Source organism: Mycobacterium sp. 852002-50816_SCH5313054-b (assembly GCF_001667185.1).
In the GTDB taxonomy this organism is placed as follows: domain Bacteria; phylum Actinomycetota; class Actinomycetes; order Mycobacteriales; family Mycobacteriaceae; genus Mycobacterium.
Genome location: NZ_LZIC01000074.1, coordinates 1 through 16,164, shown reverse-complemented (window position 1 = coordinate 16,164; position 16,164 = coordinate 1). Strand labels below are relative to the sequence as shown.

The window sequence follows — 16,164 nt, the reverse complement described above, 5'->3', positions numbered from 1 at the left end:
CAACACCGAGGACGAGGACTGGGACTTCTAAGCCCGAGGTGTTCGGGTCGTGAACGACGCATGAATTGTGGGTCCGCTGCGACGCCCCGCGAGCCCGCCAACGTGAGACTTATCAGGTGACTTCAACCCACGCTTCGCACAAGCACGCCAAGTTTCTCAAGTCAGTGATCCGTTGGCTGGACGTCGGGTACCCGCAGGGCGTCCCCGGGCCGGACCAGGTTGCGTTGTTCGCCCTGCTCAAGAGCACACCACTGACCCAGGATCAGCTCGAAGAAGTGGTGCACAACATCATCTCGAAGCACAAGGCCGAGGGCGACGGCACGGTCGACCGCGACGAGATCGAGAAGTTCATCTCCGAGACCACCCACCGCGAACCCGGCCGGGACGACATCATCCGGGTGGCCGCCACCCTGGCCGCCGCCGGTTGGCCGCTGGCCGGCATCGACGTCAGCGAAGTCTGCCCGGGAGACGACCACGCCGAGGCGGCCGAAGAGGTTGCGAGCCAGGGCGTGTCGAAAACCCCGTCATAGCTTGGAGATATCGATCACGAAGCGGTAGCGCACGTCGCTGGCGAGCACCCGCTCGTAGGCCTCGTTGATGTAGTCGGGCTCGATGAGCTCGATCTCGGGCGTCACGTCGTGCTCCGCGCAGAAGTCCAGCATCTCCTGCGTCTCGGCGATCCCGCCGATGTTGGACCCCGACAGGCTGCGCCGCGCCAGGGCCAGCGGGAAGGCGTGCACCTGCATGGGGTGCTCGGGGATGCCCAGCTCGACCAGGGTGCCGTCGACGTCGAGCAGGCCCACGTAGTCGTCGAGCGGCAGGTTCGCCGACACGGTGTTGAGGATCAGGTCGAAGCTGCCGCGCAGCTTCTTGAAGGTGTCCGGGTCGGCCGTCGCGTAGTAGTTGCCGGCCCCCAGCCGCAGCCCGTCCTCCATCTTCTTCAGCGACTGCGACAGCACGCTGACCGGCGCGCCCATCGCGGCGCCCAGCTTCACGCCCATGTGCCCCAGGCCGCCCAGGCCGATGATCGCCAGCCGTGTGTCCGGGCCGGCCTTCCAGTGCCGCAGCGGGGAGAACAGCGTGATGCCGGCGCACAGCAGCGGCGCCGCCTTGTCCAGCGGCAGGGAGTCGGGGATGCGCAGGACGAAGTTCTCGTCGACGACGATCGCCTGGCTGTAGCCGCCCTGCGTCGGCGTGCCGTCCTTGTCGGTGGAGTTGTAGGTGAAGGTCGCGCCCGGCTTGCAGTACTGCTCGAGCCCGGCCTTGCAGCTGCTGCATTCGCCGCAGGAGTTGACCATGCAGCCCACGCCGACGTGGTCGCCCACCTTGTACTTGGTGACTTCGGCGCCGACGGCGGACACGACGCCGGCGATCTCGTGGCCCACGACCACGGGGTAATTCGGTGTTCCCCATTCGCCTCTGGCGGTGTGGATGTCGGAGTGGCAGATCCCGGCGAACTTGATGTCGATCGCGACGTCGCGCGGGCCGGGGTCGCGACGGTCGATGGTGGTCTTGGTCAGCGGTGCCGTCGGCGAGGTGGCGGCGTACGCCGAAACTGTGCTCATGAATATCCCTCTTTGATTCGAAGCGTCCTCAAGAAGTTTAGCTAAGGTAATGTTCTCGGGCCACTTGGCCTGGTGGCCCGCTCGGGCGGCTAGTTTATCGGGGCGTTGACCAGGCGCAGGTCGTCGACGATGCCGCGGGCCGCGATCAGGCCCTCGCCGGTTTGCCACACCTCGTCGTTGACGACGTACACCCGATTGTCGCGATTGGCGGCCATCCTGCGCCACGGGTTGCTGTCCAGCACGGCGGCGGCGCGATCGGCGGCGGCCGGGGTGGCGCACGACACGTAGACCACGTCGGCGTCGGCGGCCGAGAGATCCGGGTTCTTGGCGAGATCGGCGTCGGTGGCGGGAATCTCGATGTAGGGCTTGTCGGTGAACCGCTGGGCGGCCGGGCGGTCCACCCCGACGGCGCCGAGCACGCTCGCCGGGAAGTTGCTGGCCCCGTAGACCCGGATGGCGCCGGTGGTCAGCTGCACGATCGACGCCTGGAAGTGGGACGCGTCGTGGCTGCCGCCGATCTGGGTAGCCCGCTGGGTGAAGCCGTTGATCAGCGCGTCGGTCGCGGTGGTGCGCGCGGTCGCCGCCCCCACGCCGCGCACGTTGTCCTGCCAGGCCGCGCCGGGCGCCGCCGTGAACACCGTGGGGGCGATCGCCGCGAGCTGCGGGTACAGCTTGGGGGTCAACCCCTGCGACCCCAGGATCAGGTCGGGGTGCGCGGCCGCGATGCCGCCGAGGTCGGGGGTGCTGCGGGTGCCGACGCCGGGCAGGCCGTGCACCGCGCTGCCCAGGTAGGCGGGCTGGCTCGAGGCGCCGTCCGGCAACGCGGCGGCGACCACCCGCGATTGCAGGCCGAGCGCGCACAGGGCGTCGAGCTGGTCCCCGGAGAGCACCACGATGCGCCGCGGTTCGGCGGGAACCGCGACCGTGTCGGGGGTGACGCCCGCCGCGTTGCGGGCCTGGCGTGTCGGCGGCCCGGGATCGGCCGCGGCGGCATCGTGCGCGCACGACTCGTCGGGCCGGCGATCGTTGCCCAGCACGCCGGCGCCCGCGATCTGGGTGGTGGGCGTGACCAGCGACCGGGAGGACGCCTTGGAGCCCCCCGAACCGCATCCGGCGCACGCCGCGACGAGCGCCGCCAGAGCGGCCGCCGCCATGATCGATCGCCTCCCCAGCACGCGTTTCACGCTAACATTCGGCGACTTCGCAGCCATTTACGACAGTTTGTAGGACTGCCCCTGACGGCGAGTTCCTCGGGGGCTAAGATTCGAAGTCAATACTGGGTTCGGGCCCTGTCCGACGATGTTTGGAGGAGCTGTTGACAGCCGAAGCCCCCCCGCTGGGAGAACTCGAGGCCGTCCGTCCGTACCCGGCCCGGACCGGTCCCAAAGGGAACCTTGTCTACAAGCTGATCACCACGACCGATCACAAGATGATCGGCATCATGTACTGCGTCGCCTGCTTCATCTTCTTCTTCCTGGGTGGGCTGCTGGCGCTGCTGATGCGCACCGAGCTGGCGGCGCCGGGACTGCAGTTCCTGTCGAATGAACAGTTCAACCAGCTGTTCACCATGCACGGCACGATCATGCTGCTGTTCTATGCCACCCCGATCGTGTTCGGCTTCGCCAACCTGGTGCTGCCGCTGCAGATCGGCGCGCCCGACGTCGCCTTCCCGCGGCTGAACGCGTTTTCCTTCTGGCTGTTCTTGTTCGGCGCCATGATGGGGGCGGCCGGGTTCATCACCCCGGGCGGGGCCGCCGACTTCGGCTGGACCGCCTACACCCCGCTGACCGACGCCATTCACTCGCCCGGCCCGGGCGGGGACCTGTGGATCATGGGCCTGATCGTCGCCGGTCTGGGCACCATCCTGGGTGCCGTCAACATGATCACCACGGTGGTCTGCATGCGCGCGCCCGGCATGACGATGTTCCGGATGCCGATCTTCACCTGGAACATCCTGGTGACGTCGATCCTGGTGCTGATCGCGTTCCCGTTGCTCACCGCGGCGCTGTTCGGCCTGGCCGCCGACCGGCACCTGGGGGCGCACGTCTACGACGCGGCCAACGGCGGAGTCCTGTTGTGGCAGCACCTGTTCTGGTTCTTCGGCCACCCCGAGGTCTACATCATCGCGCTGCCGTTCTTCGGGATCGTCACCGAAATCTTCCCGGTGTTCGCCCGCAAGCCGGTCTTCGGTTACACCACGCTGGTGTATGCGACGCTGTCGATCGCCGCGTTGTCGGTCGCGGTCTGGGCGCACCACATGTTCGCCACCGGAGCCGTTCTGCTGCCGTTCTTTTCGTTCATGACGTATCTGATCGCGGTGCCGACCGGGATCAAATTCTTCAACTGGATCGGCACGATGTGGAAGGGCCAGCTGACGTTTGAGACGCCGATGCTGTTCTCGGTCGGCTTCATGGTCACCTTCCTGCTGGGCGGCCTGACCGGCGTGCTGCTGGCCAGCCCGCCGCTGGACTTCCATGTGACCGACACCTATTTCGTCGTCGCGCACTTCCACTACGTGCTGTTCGGCACCATCGTGTTCTCCACGTTCGCCGGGATCTACTTCTGGTTCCCGAAGATGACCGGGCGGCTGCTGGACGAGCGGCTGGGCAAGCTGCACTTCTGGCTGACGTTCATCGGCTTCCACACCACGTTCCTGGTGCAGCACTGGCTGGGCGACGAGGGCATGCCGCGCCGCTACGCCGACTACCTGCCCACCGACGGGTTCCAGGGCCTGAACATCGTCTCGACGATCGGCGCCTTCATCCTCGGCGCGTCGATGTTCCCGTTCGTGTGGAACGTCTTCAAGAGCTGGCGCTACGGCGAGGTGGTGACCGTCGACGACCCGTGGGGCTACGGCAACTCGCTGGAGTGGGCGACCAGCTGCCCGCCGCCGCGGCACAACTTCACCGAGCTGCCCCGGATCCGTTCGGAGCGACCGGCTTTCGAGTTGCACTACCCGCACATGGTGGAGCGGCTGCGCGCCGAGGCGCACGTCGGGCGGCACGCCACGGCGCTCGAGTCGCCGAAGGGGTTCGGGCCACGGACCGAACCGGATCGCTCCACTGCTGACCAGTAGCGCCGTCACCCGCGAGTGAACTCTCCAGCCAAGGTGTCGGTGCTGATCACCGTCACCGGCGTGGATCAGCCAGGCGTCACGTCGGCGCTCTTCGAGGTGCTGTCGCGACACGGGGTCGAGCTGCTCAACGTCGAACAGGTGGTGATCCGCGGGCGCCTGACGCTGGGCGTGCTGCTGTGCTGTCCGCCGGAGGTCGCCGACGGCGGCGTGTTGCGCGGTGACGTCGAATCGGCCGTCCGCGGGATGGGCCTGGACGTCAGCATCGAGCGCAGCGACGACGTGCCGGTCATCCGGGATCCGTCGACCCACACCGTGTTCGTGCTGGGGCGGCCGATCACCGCGCGGGCGTTCGGCGCGGTCGCCCGGGAACTCGCGGCGCTGGGCGTCAACATCGACCTCATCCGCGGCGTCTCCGACTATCCCGTCACCGGCCTGGAGCTGCGGGTGTCCGCGCCCCCGTTGGCCGACGGCGCGCTGCGCACCGCGCTGACCCGGGTGGCCGCCGACGAGGGCGTCGACGTCGCGGTCGAGGAGTACAGCCTGGAACGGCGCGCCAAGAGGCTCGTCGTGTTCGACGTCGATTCCACGCTGGTGCAGGGCGAGGTCATCGAGATGCTGGCGGCGCGGGCGGGGGCGCAGGGAGCCGTCGCCGCGATCACCGAGGCCGCGATGCGCGGCGAGCTGGATTTCGCGCAGTCGCTGGTGCAGCGGGTCGCGACGCTGGAGGGCCTGCCGGCGACCGTCATCGACGAGGTCGCCCAGCAGCTGGAACTGATGCCCGGCGCCCGGACGACGATACGAACGTTGCGGCGCTTGGGTTTTCACTGCGGGGTGGTTTCCGGAGGGTTCCGGCGGATCATCGAACCGCTGGCGAAGGAGCTGATGCTGGAGTATGTCGCCGCCAACGAGCTGGAGATCGTCGACGGGACGCTGACCGGCCGGGTGGTCGGGCCGATCATCGATCGGGCCGGCAAGGCGGCGGCGCTGCGGGAATTCGCGGAGCAGGCCGGGGTGCCGATGGCGCAGACCGTCGCGGTCGGCGACGGCGCCAACGACATCGACATGCTGGCCGCGGCGGGGCTGGGCGTGGCGTTCAACGCCAAGCCGGCGTTGCGGGAGGTGGCCGATGCGTCGCTGAGCCATCCGTACCTGGACACCGTGCTGTTCCTGCTGGGCGTGACGCGCGGGGAGATCGAGGCCGCCGACGCGGTGGACGGCCATCTGCGCCGGGTGGAGATCCCGCCGGACTAGCGGCGATCCCGGTACGGCACGATGGTCGGGTGCCCGAAAACGGAAGCGAGGCAGCCGACCCCGATCTGCTGATCGACTTCAGGAACGTGTCGCTGCAGCGCGGCGGACGCGTCCTGGTCGGGCCGCTGGATTGGGCGGTGGAACTCGACGAACGCTGGGTGATCATCGGGCCCAACGGCGCCGGCAAGACGTCGTTGCTGCGCATCGCCGCGGCCAGTGAGCACCCGTCGTCGGGCGTGGCGTTCGTCCTCGGCGAGCGGCTGGGCCGGGTCGACGTTTCCGAGTTGCGGTCGCGGATCGGGCTGAGTTCCTCGGCCCTGGCGCAGCGGATCCCCACCGACGAGCTGGTGCGCGACCTCGTGGTGTCGGCGGGCTACGCGGTGCTCGGTCGGTGGCGGGAGAGCTACGAGGACCTCGACTACCAACGGGCGGTCGACATGCTGGAAAGCCTTGGCGCCGAACACCTCGCGGACCGCACCTACGGCACGCTGTCGGAGGGGGAGCGCAAGCGGGTGCTGATCGCCCGCGCGTTGATGACCGACCCCGAACTGCTGCTGCTCGACGAACCCGCGGCCGGCCTGGACCTGGGCGGCCGCGAGGAGTTGGTGGCCCGGCTGGCCGACCTGGCGGCCGACCCCGACGCGCCCGCGCTGGTGCTGGTCACGCACCACGTGGAGGAGGTTCCGCCCGGCTTCAGCCACTGCATGCTGCTGTCGGAGGCCACGGTGGTCGCCGCCGGCCTGCTGCCCGACGTGCTGACCGCCGAGAACCTGTCGGCCGCGTTCGGCCAGTCCATCGCCCTCGACGTTGCCGACGGGCGGTATTTCGCCCGCCGCGTCCGCACCCGCGCAGCCCACCGGAGGCCACTATGACCGCACCGCAGGACCCGCCGCCCCTGGTGCCCCGGCCGGCCGCGACCGTGATGCTCATCCGCGCTGAGCCGGAGGGCACAGAAACCGGGTTAGCGGTGTTCCTGATGCGCCGGCACGCCCGGATGGAGTTCGCGGCCGGGACGATGGTGTTTCCCGGAGGCGGCGTCGACGACCGGGACCGCAACGCCGACATCGCGTGGGCCGGGCCGCCGCCGCAGTGGTGGGCGCAGCGGTTCGGCATCGAACCCGACCTGGCCGAGGCGCTGGTCTGCGCCGCCGCCCGCGAGACCTTCGAGGAATCGGGGGTGCTCTTCGCCGGGCCGGCCGGCGACCCGGACGGCATCGTCGGCGATGCCTCGGTGTACGCCGACGCCCGCCGCGCGCTGGCCGACGGGACGCTGTCGTTCGCGGATTTCCTGCGCCGCGAAAACCTGGAACTGCGCTCCGACCTGCTGCGGCCGTGGGCCAACTGGGTCACCCCGGAGGCCGAGCGCACCCGCCGCTATGACACCTATTTCTTTGTGGGTGCCCTGCCGGAGGGGCAGCGGGCCGACGGGCACAACACCGAGTCCGACCGCGCCGGCTGGACGACGCCGCAGGCCGCCATCGACGACTTCGCGGCCGGCCGGTGCTTCCTACTGCCGCCGACCTGGACACAGCTGGACTCCCTGGCCGGACGCACCGTCGCCGACGTGCTGGCCGTCGAGCGCCAGATCGTCACGGTGCAGCCGCACCTCGAAATCCAGGGCGACAACTGGGTTTTCGAGTTCTTCGACTCCGACCGCTACCACCAGGCCCGCGAGGCGGGCGGGATGGGGTGGCGGCATTGAGGGAGTTCGTCAGCGTCGTGGTCAGCGACGGGACGCGGGACGCCGGCCTGGCCATGCTGCTCGTGTCGCGGCAGCCCACGAACGCGATGACCCGGCAGGTCTACCGCGAGATCGTATCCGCGGCCGACGAGCTGGGCCGCCGCGACGACGTCGCCGCCGTGATCCTGTTCGGCGGCCACGAGATCTTCTCCGCGGGCGACGACATGCCCGAGCTGGAGACGCTGAGCGCGCCGGAGGCCGACGCCGCGGATCGGGTGCGCCGGCAGGCCGTCGACGCCGTGGCCGCGATCCCGAAGCCGACGGTGGCCGCGATCACCGGGTACGCGCTGGGCGCCGGGCTCACGCTGGCGCTGGCCGCCGACTGGCGGGTCAGCGGCGACAACGTGAAGTTCGGCGCGACCGAGATCCTGGCCTCCCGCGTCCCGGGCGGCGGGGGAATGGCGCGGCTGGCCCGCGTGGCGGGGCCGAGCAGGGCCAAGGAGCTGGTGTTCAGCGGGCGGTTCTTCGACGCCGAGGAGGCCCTGGCGCTGGGGCTGATCGACGAGATGGTGGCCCCCGACGACGTCTACGACGCCGCCGCGGAGTGGGCGCGCCGCTTCCTGGAGGGGCCGCGGCACGCGCTGGCCGCCGCAAAGGCGGGAATCAATGCCGTTTTCGGTCCGCCCCCCCACGCCGATTAGGCTGCCCTGCATGACGACGAGTTCGACCGACGCCGTTCCCAACCCGCACGCCACCGCCGAGCAGGTGGAGGCCGCGCGCCACGACAGCAAGCTCGCCCAGGTGCTCTACCACGACTGGGAGGCCGAGACCTACGACGAGAAGTGGTCGATCTCCTACGATCAGCGCTGCATCGACTACGCCAGGCACTGCTTCGACGCCGTCGTGCCTGATTGGGTCATCCGCGAGCTGCCCTACGACCGGGCCCTCGAACTGGGGTGCGGGAGCGGGTTCTTCCTGCTCAACCTGATCCAGGCCGGGGTGGCCCGGCGCGGGTCGGTCACCGACCTCTCGCCCGGCATGGTCAAGGTCGCCACGCGCAACGGGCAATCGCTGGGGCTGGAGATCGACGGCAGGGTCGCCGACGCCGAGGGCATCCCCTACGAAGACAACACCTTCGACCTGGTGGTGGGGCACGCGGTGCTGCACCACATCCCCGATGTCGAGCTGTCGCTGCGCGAGGTGCTGCGCGTGCTGAAGCCCGGCGGCAGGTTTGTGTTCGCCGGCGAGCCCACCAAGGTCGGCAACGGCTATGCCCGTGCGCTGGCGGACCTGACGTGGAATGTCACCATCCGCGCGGTGAAGCTGCCCGGGCTGGGCGCCTGGCGCCGCCCACAGGCCGAGATCGACGAGAACTCGCGCGCGGCGGCCCTGGAGTGGGTGGTCGACCTGCACACCTTCGAACCGAAAGACCTGGCGAAGATGGCGACCACCGCCGGCGCCGTGCAAGTCGAGACCGCCACCGAGGAGTTCACCGCTGCGATGCTCGGGTGGCCGTTGCGCACGTTCGAGGCGACGGTGCCGCCCGGAAAGCTCGGCTGGGGCTGGGCGAAGTTCGCCTTCACCGGCTGGAAGGCGCTGAGCTGGGTGGATGCCAACGTGTCGCGACACCTGGTGCCGAAGGGCTGGTTCTACAACGTGATGGTCACCGGGGTCAAACCCTCCTGAGTGCCGGGCTGCGGTTCAGCGCCGACGACGTCAGCTACCTGCGGTCGGAGTCGGGGGCCGCGGCGCTGGCCGTCGTCGGCGAACTCGAGCTGACCGAGGCCACCCGGATCGCCGACGTCGCGACCGCGCGCGCCCGCTTCGGCGACCGGGCGCCGGTGCTGGTGGAGACGACGCTGCTGCGCCGTCGCGCCTCAGACAAGCTCGGCGAGCTCGGTGACGTGTCGAACTGGCTCTTCACCGACGAGGCGCTGCAGCAAGCCACCGCCGCGCCGGTGGTCCTGCACCGGGCCGGCCGGCTCGCGTCGGCGAGCGCGCCGGTGCACGACGCGACCTGCTCGATCGGCACCGAATTGGCCGCGCTGCGCCGCTTCGGGGTCCGGGCGGTGGGCAGCGACATCGACCCGGTGCGCCTGGCGATGGCCCGCCACAACCTGGGGCCGGCCGTCGAACTCTGCCGCGCCGACGCGCTGCGCCCGGTGACCCGCGACACGGTCGTCGTCGCCGACCCGGGGCGCCGCCACGGCGGAAGACGGCGCTTCCACATCGATGACTACCAACCCGGCCTCGGTCCGTTGCTCGCCACCTACCGTGACCGCGAGTTCGCCGTAAAGTGTTCCCCCGGAATCGATTTCGATCAGGTGCGGCGCCTCGGTTTCGGCGGCGAGATCGAGGTGACGTCGTATCGCGGGTCGGTCCGGGAAGCGTGCCTGTGGTCGGGCGGGCTGGCAGGGCCGGGGGTGCGCCGTCGGGCCAGCGTGCTGGATCGCGGCGAGCAGATCACCGACACCGAACCGGACGAGTGCCCCGCGCGGCCGGCTGGACGATGGATCGTCGACCCCGACGGCGCCGTGGTCCGGGCCGGCCTGGTGCGCCACTACGGGTCGCGCCACGGGCTGTGGCAGCTCGACCCCGACATCGCCTACCTGTCCGGGGACCGGCTGCCGCCGGGCGTGCGCGGCTTCGAGGTGCTCGAGCAGGTGGCGTTCGACGAGCGCAAGCTGCGTCGGGCGCTGGCGGCGCTGGGCTGCGGGGCGCTGGAGATGCTGGTCCGTGGGGTGCGCGTCGACCCCGACGCGCTGCGCGGACGGCTGCGGCCGCGCGGCGACACCCCGCTGTCGGTGGTCATCACCCGCATCGGCTCCGGGGCGGCCGGTCATGCGACGGCCTTCGTCTGCCGAGCCTCGCGATAGCCCGCGGGTAGGCTGGCTGCGGTCACTTTGGTAGGCGCCCCGCCCTAAATCTGCGAGGACAATTCGACGATGCCTTACCCGATAGCGGCCGCGGCGCTGTTGGCCGCGGTCATGCTGGCCTGGCCGGCGGCCCCTCGCTCGGCCGCCGAGCCGCCGTCGTGCGCCGGCGTGGGCGGCACCGTCGAGGCCGGACAGATGTGTCGCGTGCACGCCAGCGCGCCCACGTACATGCTCAACATGACATTCCCCGCCGATTATCCCGACGAGCAGGCGCTGATCGACTACATCACGCAGAACCGCGACGGGTTCATCAACGTCGCGCAGGGCTCCGGGGCGCGCGATCAGCCCTACCAGATGGAGGCCACCACCGAGCAGCACACCGCCGGCCAGCCGCCGCACAACACCCGCAGCGTCGTGCTGAAGTTCTTCCAGGACGTCGGCGGGTCACGCACGTCCACCTGGTACAAGGCGTTCAACTACAACCTCGGCAGCAAGCAGCCCATCACCTTCGACAACCTGTTCCCGCCGGGAGTGACGCCGCTGGACAGCATCTTCCCGATCGTGCAGCGCGACCTGAACCGGCAGAACCCGTTCGCGGCGGCGATCCTGCCTTCCAACGGGCTTGACCCGTCGCACTATCAGAACTTCGCCATCACCGACGACCAGCTGATCTTCTACTTCGCCCCGGGGGAGATGCTGCCGGCGTTCGCCGGCCCGGCCCAGGCCCAGGTGCCCCGCAACGCCATTGCTCCCCTGGCGATCTAGACGGGCCCGGCAAGCCACTCCATCGCCGCGGCTCCGACCGCCAGCGCGACCTGCGCCACGCAACCGATGATCGGGACGAAAAAGGCCCTGCGGCGCCGGGCGAGCAGGTAGCCGGCCATCGCGAGGTCGGCGATCAGGACGGCGACGCCGCCCCACACCCCCAGCAGCGTGGCGCGGTCGATCCAGGCGGGATCGCCGCAGCGCACCGAGCCGCACGGGTCGGTGACCATGACGAACAGGCCCAGCAGCACCACCGTCGCCCCCAGCAGGGACCCGTGGACGATGAGCAGGACGATGGTCGCGGCGACGTCGGCCGGGCGGCGCGTGCTCATGCCGGCGCGAAGCTGTAGACCTGGCCGTCGCTGGTGGCGGCGACCACCCGGCGATCGTTGCCGACCGCCACGCCGACGGGGTAGCCGGTGGCCGCGGGCAGCGGATAGCTGCCCAGGGTGTGGCCGTTGGCGGGGTCGAAGACCAGCAACGACATGCCGGGCGCGCCGTCGGCGGGCGGACCGCCGACCATCGAGTAGCCGGCACCGCCGCCCGCCAGGCTCGACGACGACAGCGGCGTCACGTCGTCGCGGCGCCAGGCCGCGTCGGCGTGATCGCCGGCGTCCTTGAACGCGGCCAGCCGGGTGTCGGGGCCGCCGCCCGACACGATCAGCCCCTGCGGGGTGACCGCGGGCGGCGTCTGCGCCAAAAAGCCCAGCGGCGCCGACCACTTCACCTTTCCGTCGCCGGCATGCAACGCCCACAGCCGTTGGTCGCGGCCGTTGACGTAGACGGTCGACCCGTCGGCGGACAACACCGGGCTGGCGATGACGCCGGCGCCCACCGCATCGCTGGTCCATTCCCGGCTCAGCTGCGGGGACTGGCCCGGGTGGTACTTCAGTCCGACCAGCCCCGCCGCCGGAGCGCCCGGCTGCCAAACACCCAGCACCACGATCCCGTTGCCCGCCGAGTAGGCCGGCGCGCCCGCGACCGGGCAGCCCTGCCGGGCCGGGGCGCAATCGGTCAACCCGCGCGTGGCGTCCGTGGGATCGACGCCGTCCACCAGGTCGAGCGGGCTGCCGACCACCTCGCCGCGGTGGGAGTCGAAAACCAGCACCTGCCCCAGGTGCGTCGCGACGAGCAACTGGCCGCTGCCGAGAAACCTTGGGGTGGTGGGCATTCCGATCACCGGCTGCCGCCACCGCGTCCACTGGGTCACCGGAAACGACAGGAAGGCCCCCGGTTGACCGACGTAGAGGTTGTCGAAGCCGTCGAACAACGGGCCGGCGAAGCCCCCACCCTGGGCCAGCCGGACGCACCAGCGCTGGCGGCCGTTGTTGTCGTTCTGCCACTCCATCAGCGAACACCCGGCCGGGGTCTGGGCGTTGACGGCGAGATAGCTGCGCGCGCTGAGCGCCGGCCCGGCCGCCAGGCTGCCCTTGACCGATCGCGTCCACCGCAGCGACAGCTTGGTCGCGCCGCCCGTCGTGGTGTAGCTGCTGTTGGCGGCGTCGCCGTATTGCGCGGGCCAGCCCTGCGCCGGCGAGGCGTCGACCCACGAATCGGTGTTGCCGCAGCCCCCGAGCCCGACGGTGAGCGCGGCCGCCAGCGCCGCGATCGAGCAACGCCGAAGCCCTTGCAGGAGATGTCGGGCAAGCACCTCGGGTTTCCAAATCCTTCTACGCGAGCAGGCGGCGATCGAGTACACGTGAGGGTAACCCGTGCCGGCTCCGATAGGCTTTCCGGCCATGACGAGCATGTGGAATGCTCCGCTTCATCGCCGCTGGCGTGGATCGAACCTGCGGGACCCTCGCCAGGCCAAGTTCCTCACGCTGGCCTCGCTGAAGTGGGTGCTGGCCAACCGCGCCTACACCCCGTGGTACCTGGTGCGCTACTGGCGGCTGCTGAAGTTCAAGCTGGCCAACCCGCACATCATCACCCGCGGGATGGTGTTTTTGGGCAAGGGCGTCGAGATCCACGCGACGCCCGAACTTTCGGAGCTGGAGATCGGCCGCTGGGTGCACATCGGGGACAAGAACACCATCCGCGCGCACGAGGGTTCGCTGCGGTTCGGCGACAAGGTCGTGCTGGGCCGCGACAACGTCATCAACACCTACCTCGACATCGAGCTGGGGGACTCGGTGCTGATGGCCGACTGGTGCTACGTCTGCGACTTCGACCACCGCATGGACGACATCAATCTGCCGATCAAGGACCAGGGCATCGTCAAGTCCCCGGTCCGGATCGGCCCCGACACCTGGGTCGGGGTCAAGGCGACGATCTTGCGCGGCACGTCCATCGGGCGCGGCTGCGTGCTGGGGTCGCACGCGGTGGTCCGCGGCGTCATCCCCGACTACTCGATCGCGGTCGGCGCACCGGCCAAGGTGGTCAAGAACCGGCAGCTGTCGTGGGAGAGCTCGGCCGCGCAGCGCGCCGAACTCGCGGCCGCCCTGGCCGACATCGAACGCAAGAAGGCGTCCCGCTAACCCGCCCTATTCGGCGTGATCGTCGACCTTGTAGTCGAAGCTGACGTCGCCGGCGTCGACGCTGGTGACGGTCACGGCGATGCCGTACTTCTGGCCGGCGTCGGTGAGTTCGCACCGAAGCGTGGCGCCCTCGACCCCTTTCAGGTTGTCCGGGCACGACACCGAGTCGGGCTTGCGGCCCACCTGCTGGGTCAGCTTCTTGCTGAGGATGCTGGCCACCTGGTTCTTGTCGACGGTCTCCACCATGTCGAACTTGACGTCGTTGCCGTTGACGCTGGTGACGGTCACGTTGACGTTGAAGGTCTGGTCCTTGACCTTCATCGTGCAGTTCAGCTGCGCCCCGACCTTGGCGGCCAAGTCGTCCGGGCACGTCACCGACTCGGGCTTGTTGCCCGCGGCGTCGGTCATCTTGGCGGTGATCTGGCCGGCGACGTCGCCCTTGCTCACCGCATGCTTCGACGTGACCGAACACGAACAGGCGCCGACGCCGGCCATCAACCCCGTGGCGGCACCCGCGATCAACAACGTCCGGACGATCGAGCCAGCCATAGCGCCTCCCGGGCGAATAGACAACTGTGAGTCGGCTGATAATTGCATGCCAACTAGCTTCGGGTAGCAGAAATCGCTCAGATGCTCTGGTAGCGGCGTAGCGCCTCGGCCCGCTCGGCGCCGTGGTCGACGATCGGCGCCGGGTATCCCTGCGGCCGTTCCCCTTTCCGCAGGTGTGCGTCGTCGGCCGAGCGCAGCTCCGGCACCCAGCGCCGGATGTAGTCGCCCGACGGATCGAACCTCTCGCCCTGCGCGCTCGGGTTGAAGACCCGGAAATAGGGCGCGGCGTCGGTGCCGGATCCGGCGCACCACTGCCAGCCGTGCTGATTGTTGGCCATGTCGCCGTCGACGAGCTGATCCAAAAACCATGCGGCGCCCCACTGCCACGGCAGGTGCAGGTCCTTGACCAGAAACGACGCGACGATCATCCGCACCCGATTGTGCATGAAGCCGGTCTCCCGAAGCTGGCGCATCCCGGCGTCGACGAACGGAAACCCGGTCCGGCCGGCTTTCCAGGCCTCGAATCGGCGCTCTGCTTCGGGCCCCGTATCGGTCTGGATGCCGTCGAACTGGTTGTTCCAGTTGCGCCAGGCGCTGGCCGGCCAATGGTGCAGCACGTCGGCGTAGAAATCGCGAAAGGCCAACTCCCGCAGGAAGGCTTGCGCCCCCGTGCCGCGCGAGTCGAGGTCGGCGGCCAGGGTGCGGGGATGGATGGACCCGAACTTCAGGTGCGCCGACATCCTGCTGGTTCCCGCCACGTCGGGCCGGTCACGGTCGTGGGAGTAGCGGTGCAATCCGTTGTCCACGAACGTCTTCCACTGCTTGCGCGCCGCCGCCTCGCCGGCGGCCACATCGAGCACCGCGCCGGGATCGGGTATCTCGCAGCGCGGGAGCCGCAGCCGCGCCGGGTCGAGCCAGCGCGCGGCCGCGGGGCCGGATTTCGCCGGCGCCCGCCAGCCGACCTCGCGCCATGCGCGCAGAAACGGGGTGAACACCCGGTACGGCGAGCCGTCCTTCTTCACCACCCGCCCGGGGGAGACCAGGTACGGCGAGCCCGTCGCCACCAGCGGCACGGAATCCAATGCCGCGCGCACCCTTTCGTCGCGGCCCACCCCGTACGGCGCGAAATCCTCCGAGACGTGCACCGACGACGCGCCAATCTCGGTGGCGATGCGCGGGATCTGCGTCTCGGGCCGCCCGCGCGTCACCAGCAGCCGGCCGTCCAGGTCGTCGCGTAGCTGCCGCAGCGAGTCACCCAGGAATTGCAGCCGGCGCCGGCCCGACGAGGCCTCCAGCCGCGGATCGACGACGAAGCAGGCGAGCACTTCCCCGTCGTCTCGGGCGGCCGCGGCCAGGGCGGGATGGTCGTGCAACCGCAGATCGCGGCGAAACCATAACAGCGTCGACATGATTCAGCGGTTGAGCCGCCACACATGGGTGGCCAGAACGGTGGCGAAGGCGCACCACACCGGGTAGGGCGACAGCGCCGCCCCGGCCCGCCGGTCGGCCCGCGCGGCGCGGCGCGCGAGGTCGGCGCTGCTCGCCGTCAGTGCCGCGGCGCCCAGCGCGGAGGCGCCGAGCTTGTGATAGCGGAAGAACAGCCAACTCCATCCGGCGTTCAGCGCCAGGTTCAGCCCGAGCGCCGCGGCGTAGCGTCGCGCCTCGTCGTGTTGGCCGGTGGCGCGGAAGCGGTCGATGGCCACCGCGGACGTCGCCGCGATGTCGCCGTAGAGCGTGGTCCACACGAGGGGGAACGCGGCGCCGGGCGGCTGGTACGGCGGCTTGCGAAGCCGCGAGTACCAGGCGGGCACCCGCGCCGGGCTGGCGATGCTGCCGGCGCCGGCGGCCGCCGCGACGGCGACGGTGGTTGCGGCAAGCGTCGAGGGTTTCACGTTGTGCTTCCTTCCGGTTGGGTCGGGTGGGT

15 protein-coding genes and 2 pseudogenes are annotated in these 16,164 nt (G+C 70.0%); 10 read left to right on the top strand and 7 right to left on the bottom strand.

Annotation, left to right across the window (positions count from 1 at the left end; translation table 11 throughout):
• The first annotated feature begins 116 nt into the window (after positions 1 to 116).
• Positions 117 to 530, top strand: a complete 414-nt coding sequence (locus A5787_RS16095) for a DUF3349 domain-containing protein (RefSeq protein ID WP_066968687.1) — start codon at positions 117 to 119, stop codon at positions 528 to 530.
• Here A5787_RS16095 and A5787_RS16090 read toward each other — a convergent pair.
• Both A5787_RS16090 and A5787_RS16085 read right to left on the bottom strand, forming a co-directional pair.
• On the bottom strand, positions 525 to 1,565 hold the full coding sequence (locus A5787_RS16090) for an NAD(P)-dependent alcohol dehydrogenase (RefSeq protein ID WP_066968685.1): 1,041 nt from the start codon (positions 1,563 to 1,565) through the stop codon (positions 525 to 527). The genes A5787_RS16095 and A5787_RS16090 overlap by 6 nt on opposite strands.
• A gap of 89 nt (positions 1,566 to 1,654) precedes the next feature.
• Entirely contained in the window at positions 1,655 to 2,719 is a 1,065-nt protein-coding gene (locus A5787_RS16085) for an iron-siderophore ABC transporter substrate-binding protein (protein ID WP_066968683.1), read from the bottom strand.
• 161 nt (positions 2,720 to 2,880) lie between these two features.
• On the opposite strand from A5787_RS16085, the gene ctaD reads away from it, so the two are divergent.
• From ctaD to A5787_RS16045, 8 genes and pseudogenes are all read left to right on the top strand, one after another.
• A complete protein-coding gene (gene ctaD / locus A5787_RS16080; RefSeq protein WP_066968824.1) occupies positions 2,881 to 4,641 on the top strand; it encodes a cytochrome c oxidase subunit I in 1,761 nt (586 codons plus the stop codon).
• A 15-nt stretch (positions 4,642 to 4,656) separates the two neighbouring features.
• Entirely contained in the window at positions 4,657 to 5,892 is a 1,236-nt protein-coding gene (gene serB, locus A5787_RS16075) for a phosphoserine phosphatase SerB (protein WP_066968681.1), read from the top strand.
• A gap of 5 nt (positions 5,893 to 5,897) precedes the next feature.
• On the top strand, positions 5,898 to 6,764 hold the full coding sequence (locus A5787_RS16070; RefSeq protein ID WP_156763967.1) for an ABC transporter ATP-binding protein: 867 nt from the start codon (positions 5,898 to 5,900) through the stop codon (positions 6,762 to 6,764).
• Positions 6,761 to 7,594: an NUDIX hydrolase gene (locus A5787_RS16065; protein WP_066968677.1), complete on the top strand. Its 834-nt coding sequence runs from the start codon at positions 6,761 to 6,763 to the stop codon at positions 7,592 to 7,594. Before A5787_RS16070 ends, A5787_RS16065 begins: the two co-directional genes overlap by 4 nt.
• Positions 7,591 to 8,262: pseudogene (locus A5787_RS16060) on the top strand (enoyl-CoA hydratase); the annotation flags it as partial. The gene A5787_RS16065 and the pseudogene A5787_RS16060, both read left to right, overlap by 4 nt.
• A gap of 22 nt (positions 8,263 to 8,284) precedes the next feature.
• On the top strand, positions 8,285 to 9,259 hold the full coding sequence (locus tag A5787_RS16055) for a class I SAM-dependent methyltransferase (RefSeq protein WP_066968675.1): 975 nt from the start codon (positions 8,285 to 8,287) through the stop codon (positions 9,257 to 9,259).
• On the top strand, positions 9,217 to 10,449 hold the full coding sequence (locus A5787_RS16050; protein ID WP_231994005.1) for a class I SAM-dependent methyltransferase: 1,233 nt from the start codon (positions 9,217 to 9,219) through the stop codon (positions 10,447 to 10,449). The genes A5787_RS16055 and A5787_RS16050 overlap by 43 nt, the downstream gene beginning before the upstream one ends.
• Positions 10,450 to 10,518: 69 nt before the next feature.
• The gene (locus A5787_RS16045) at positions 10,519 to 11,214 is read left to right on the top strand and encodes an esterase (protein WP_066968671.1); all 696 of its coding nucleotides are present in this window, start codon (positions 10,519 to 10,521) and stop codon (positions 11,212 to 11,214) included.
• On the opposite strand, the pseudogene A5787_RS16040 reads toward A5787_RS16045, so the two are convergent.
• Positions 11,211 to 11,597 (bottom strand): annotated as a pseudogene (locus A5787_RS16040) (hypothetical protein); the annotation flags it as partial. The gene A5787_RS16045 and the pseudogene A5787_RS16040 overlap by 4 nt on opposite strands.
• A complete protein-coding gene (locus A5787_RS16035) occupies positions 11,543 to 12,865 on the bottom strand; it encodes a PQQ-binding-like beta-propeller repeat protein (RefSeq protein WP_369829123.1) in 1,323 nt (440 codons plus the stop codon). The gene A5787_RS16035 and the pseudogene A5787_RS16040, both read right to left, overlap by 55 nt.
• An 88-nt stretch (positions 12,866 to 12,953) precedes the next feature.
• Here A5787_RS16035 and A5787_RS16030 point away from each other — a divergent pair, with 88 nt between their 5' ends.
• Entirely contained in the window at positions 12,954 to 13,691 is a 738-nt protein-coding gene (locus A5787_RS16030) for an acyltransferase (protein ID WP_066968667.1), read from the top strand.
• A 6-nt stretch (positions 13,692 to 13,697) separates the two neighbouring features.
• Here the strand turns inward: A5787_RS16030 and A5787_RS16025 are convergent, their stop codons facing one another.
• The 3 genes from A5787_RS16025 to A5787_RS16015 all read right to left on the bottom strand — a co-directional run bounded on the left by A5787_RS16025 (position 13,698) and on the right by A5787_RS16015 (position 16,132).
• Entirely contained in the window at positions 13,698 to 14,240 is a 543-nt protein-coding gene (locus tag A5787_RS16025; protein WP_066968665.1) for a DUF4333 domain-containing protein, read from the bottom strand.
• Positions 14,241 to 14,317: 77 nt separating this feature from the next.
• On the bottom strand, positions 14,318 to 15,649 hold the full coding sequence (locus A5787_RS16020) for a deoxyribodipyrimidine photo-lyase (RefSeq protein WP_066968663.1): 1,332 nt from the start codon (positions 15,647 to 15,649) through the stop codon (positions 14,318 to 14,320).
• A 3-nt stretch (positions 15,650 to 15,652) separates the two neighbouring features.
• Positions 15,653 to 16,132 carry a tryptophan-rich sensory protein gene (locus A5787_RS16015; protein ID WP_066968661.1) on the bottom strand — a complete coding sequence of 160 codons (480 nt, stop codon included), beginning with the start codon at positions 16,130 to 16,132 and terminating at the stop codon, positions 15,653 to 15,655.
• Positions 16,133 to 16,164 lie beyond the last annotated feature (32 nt).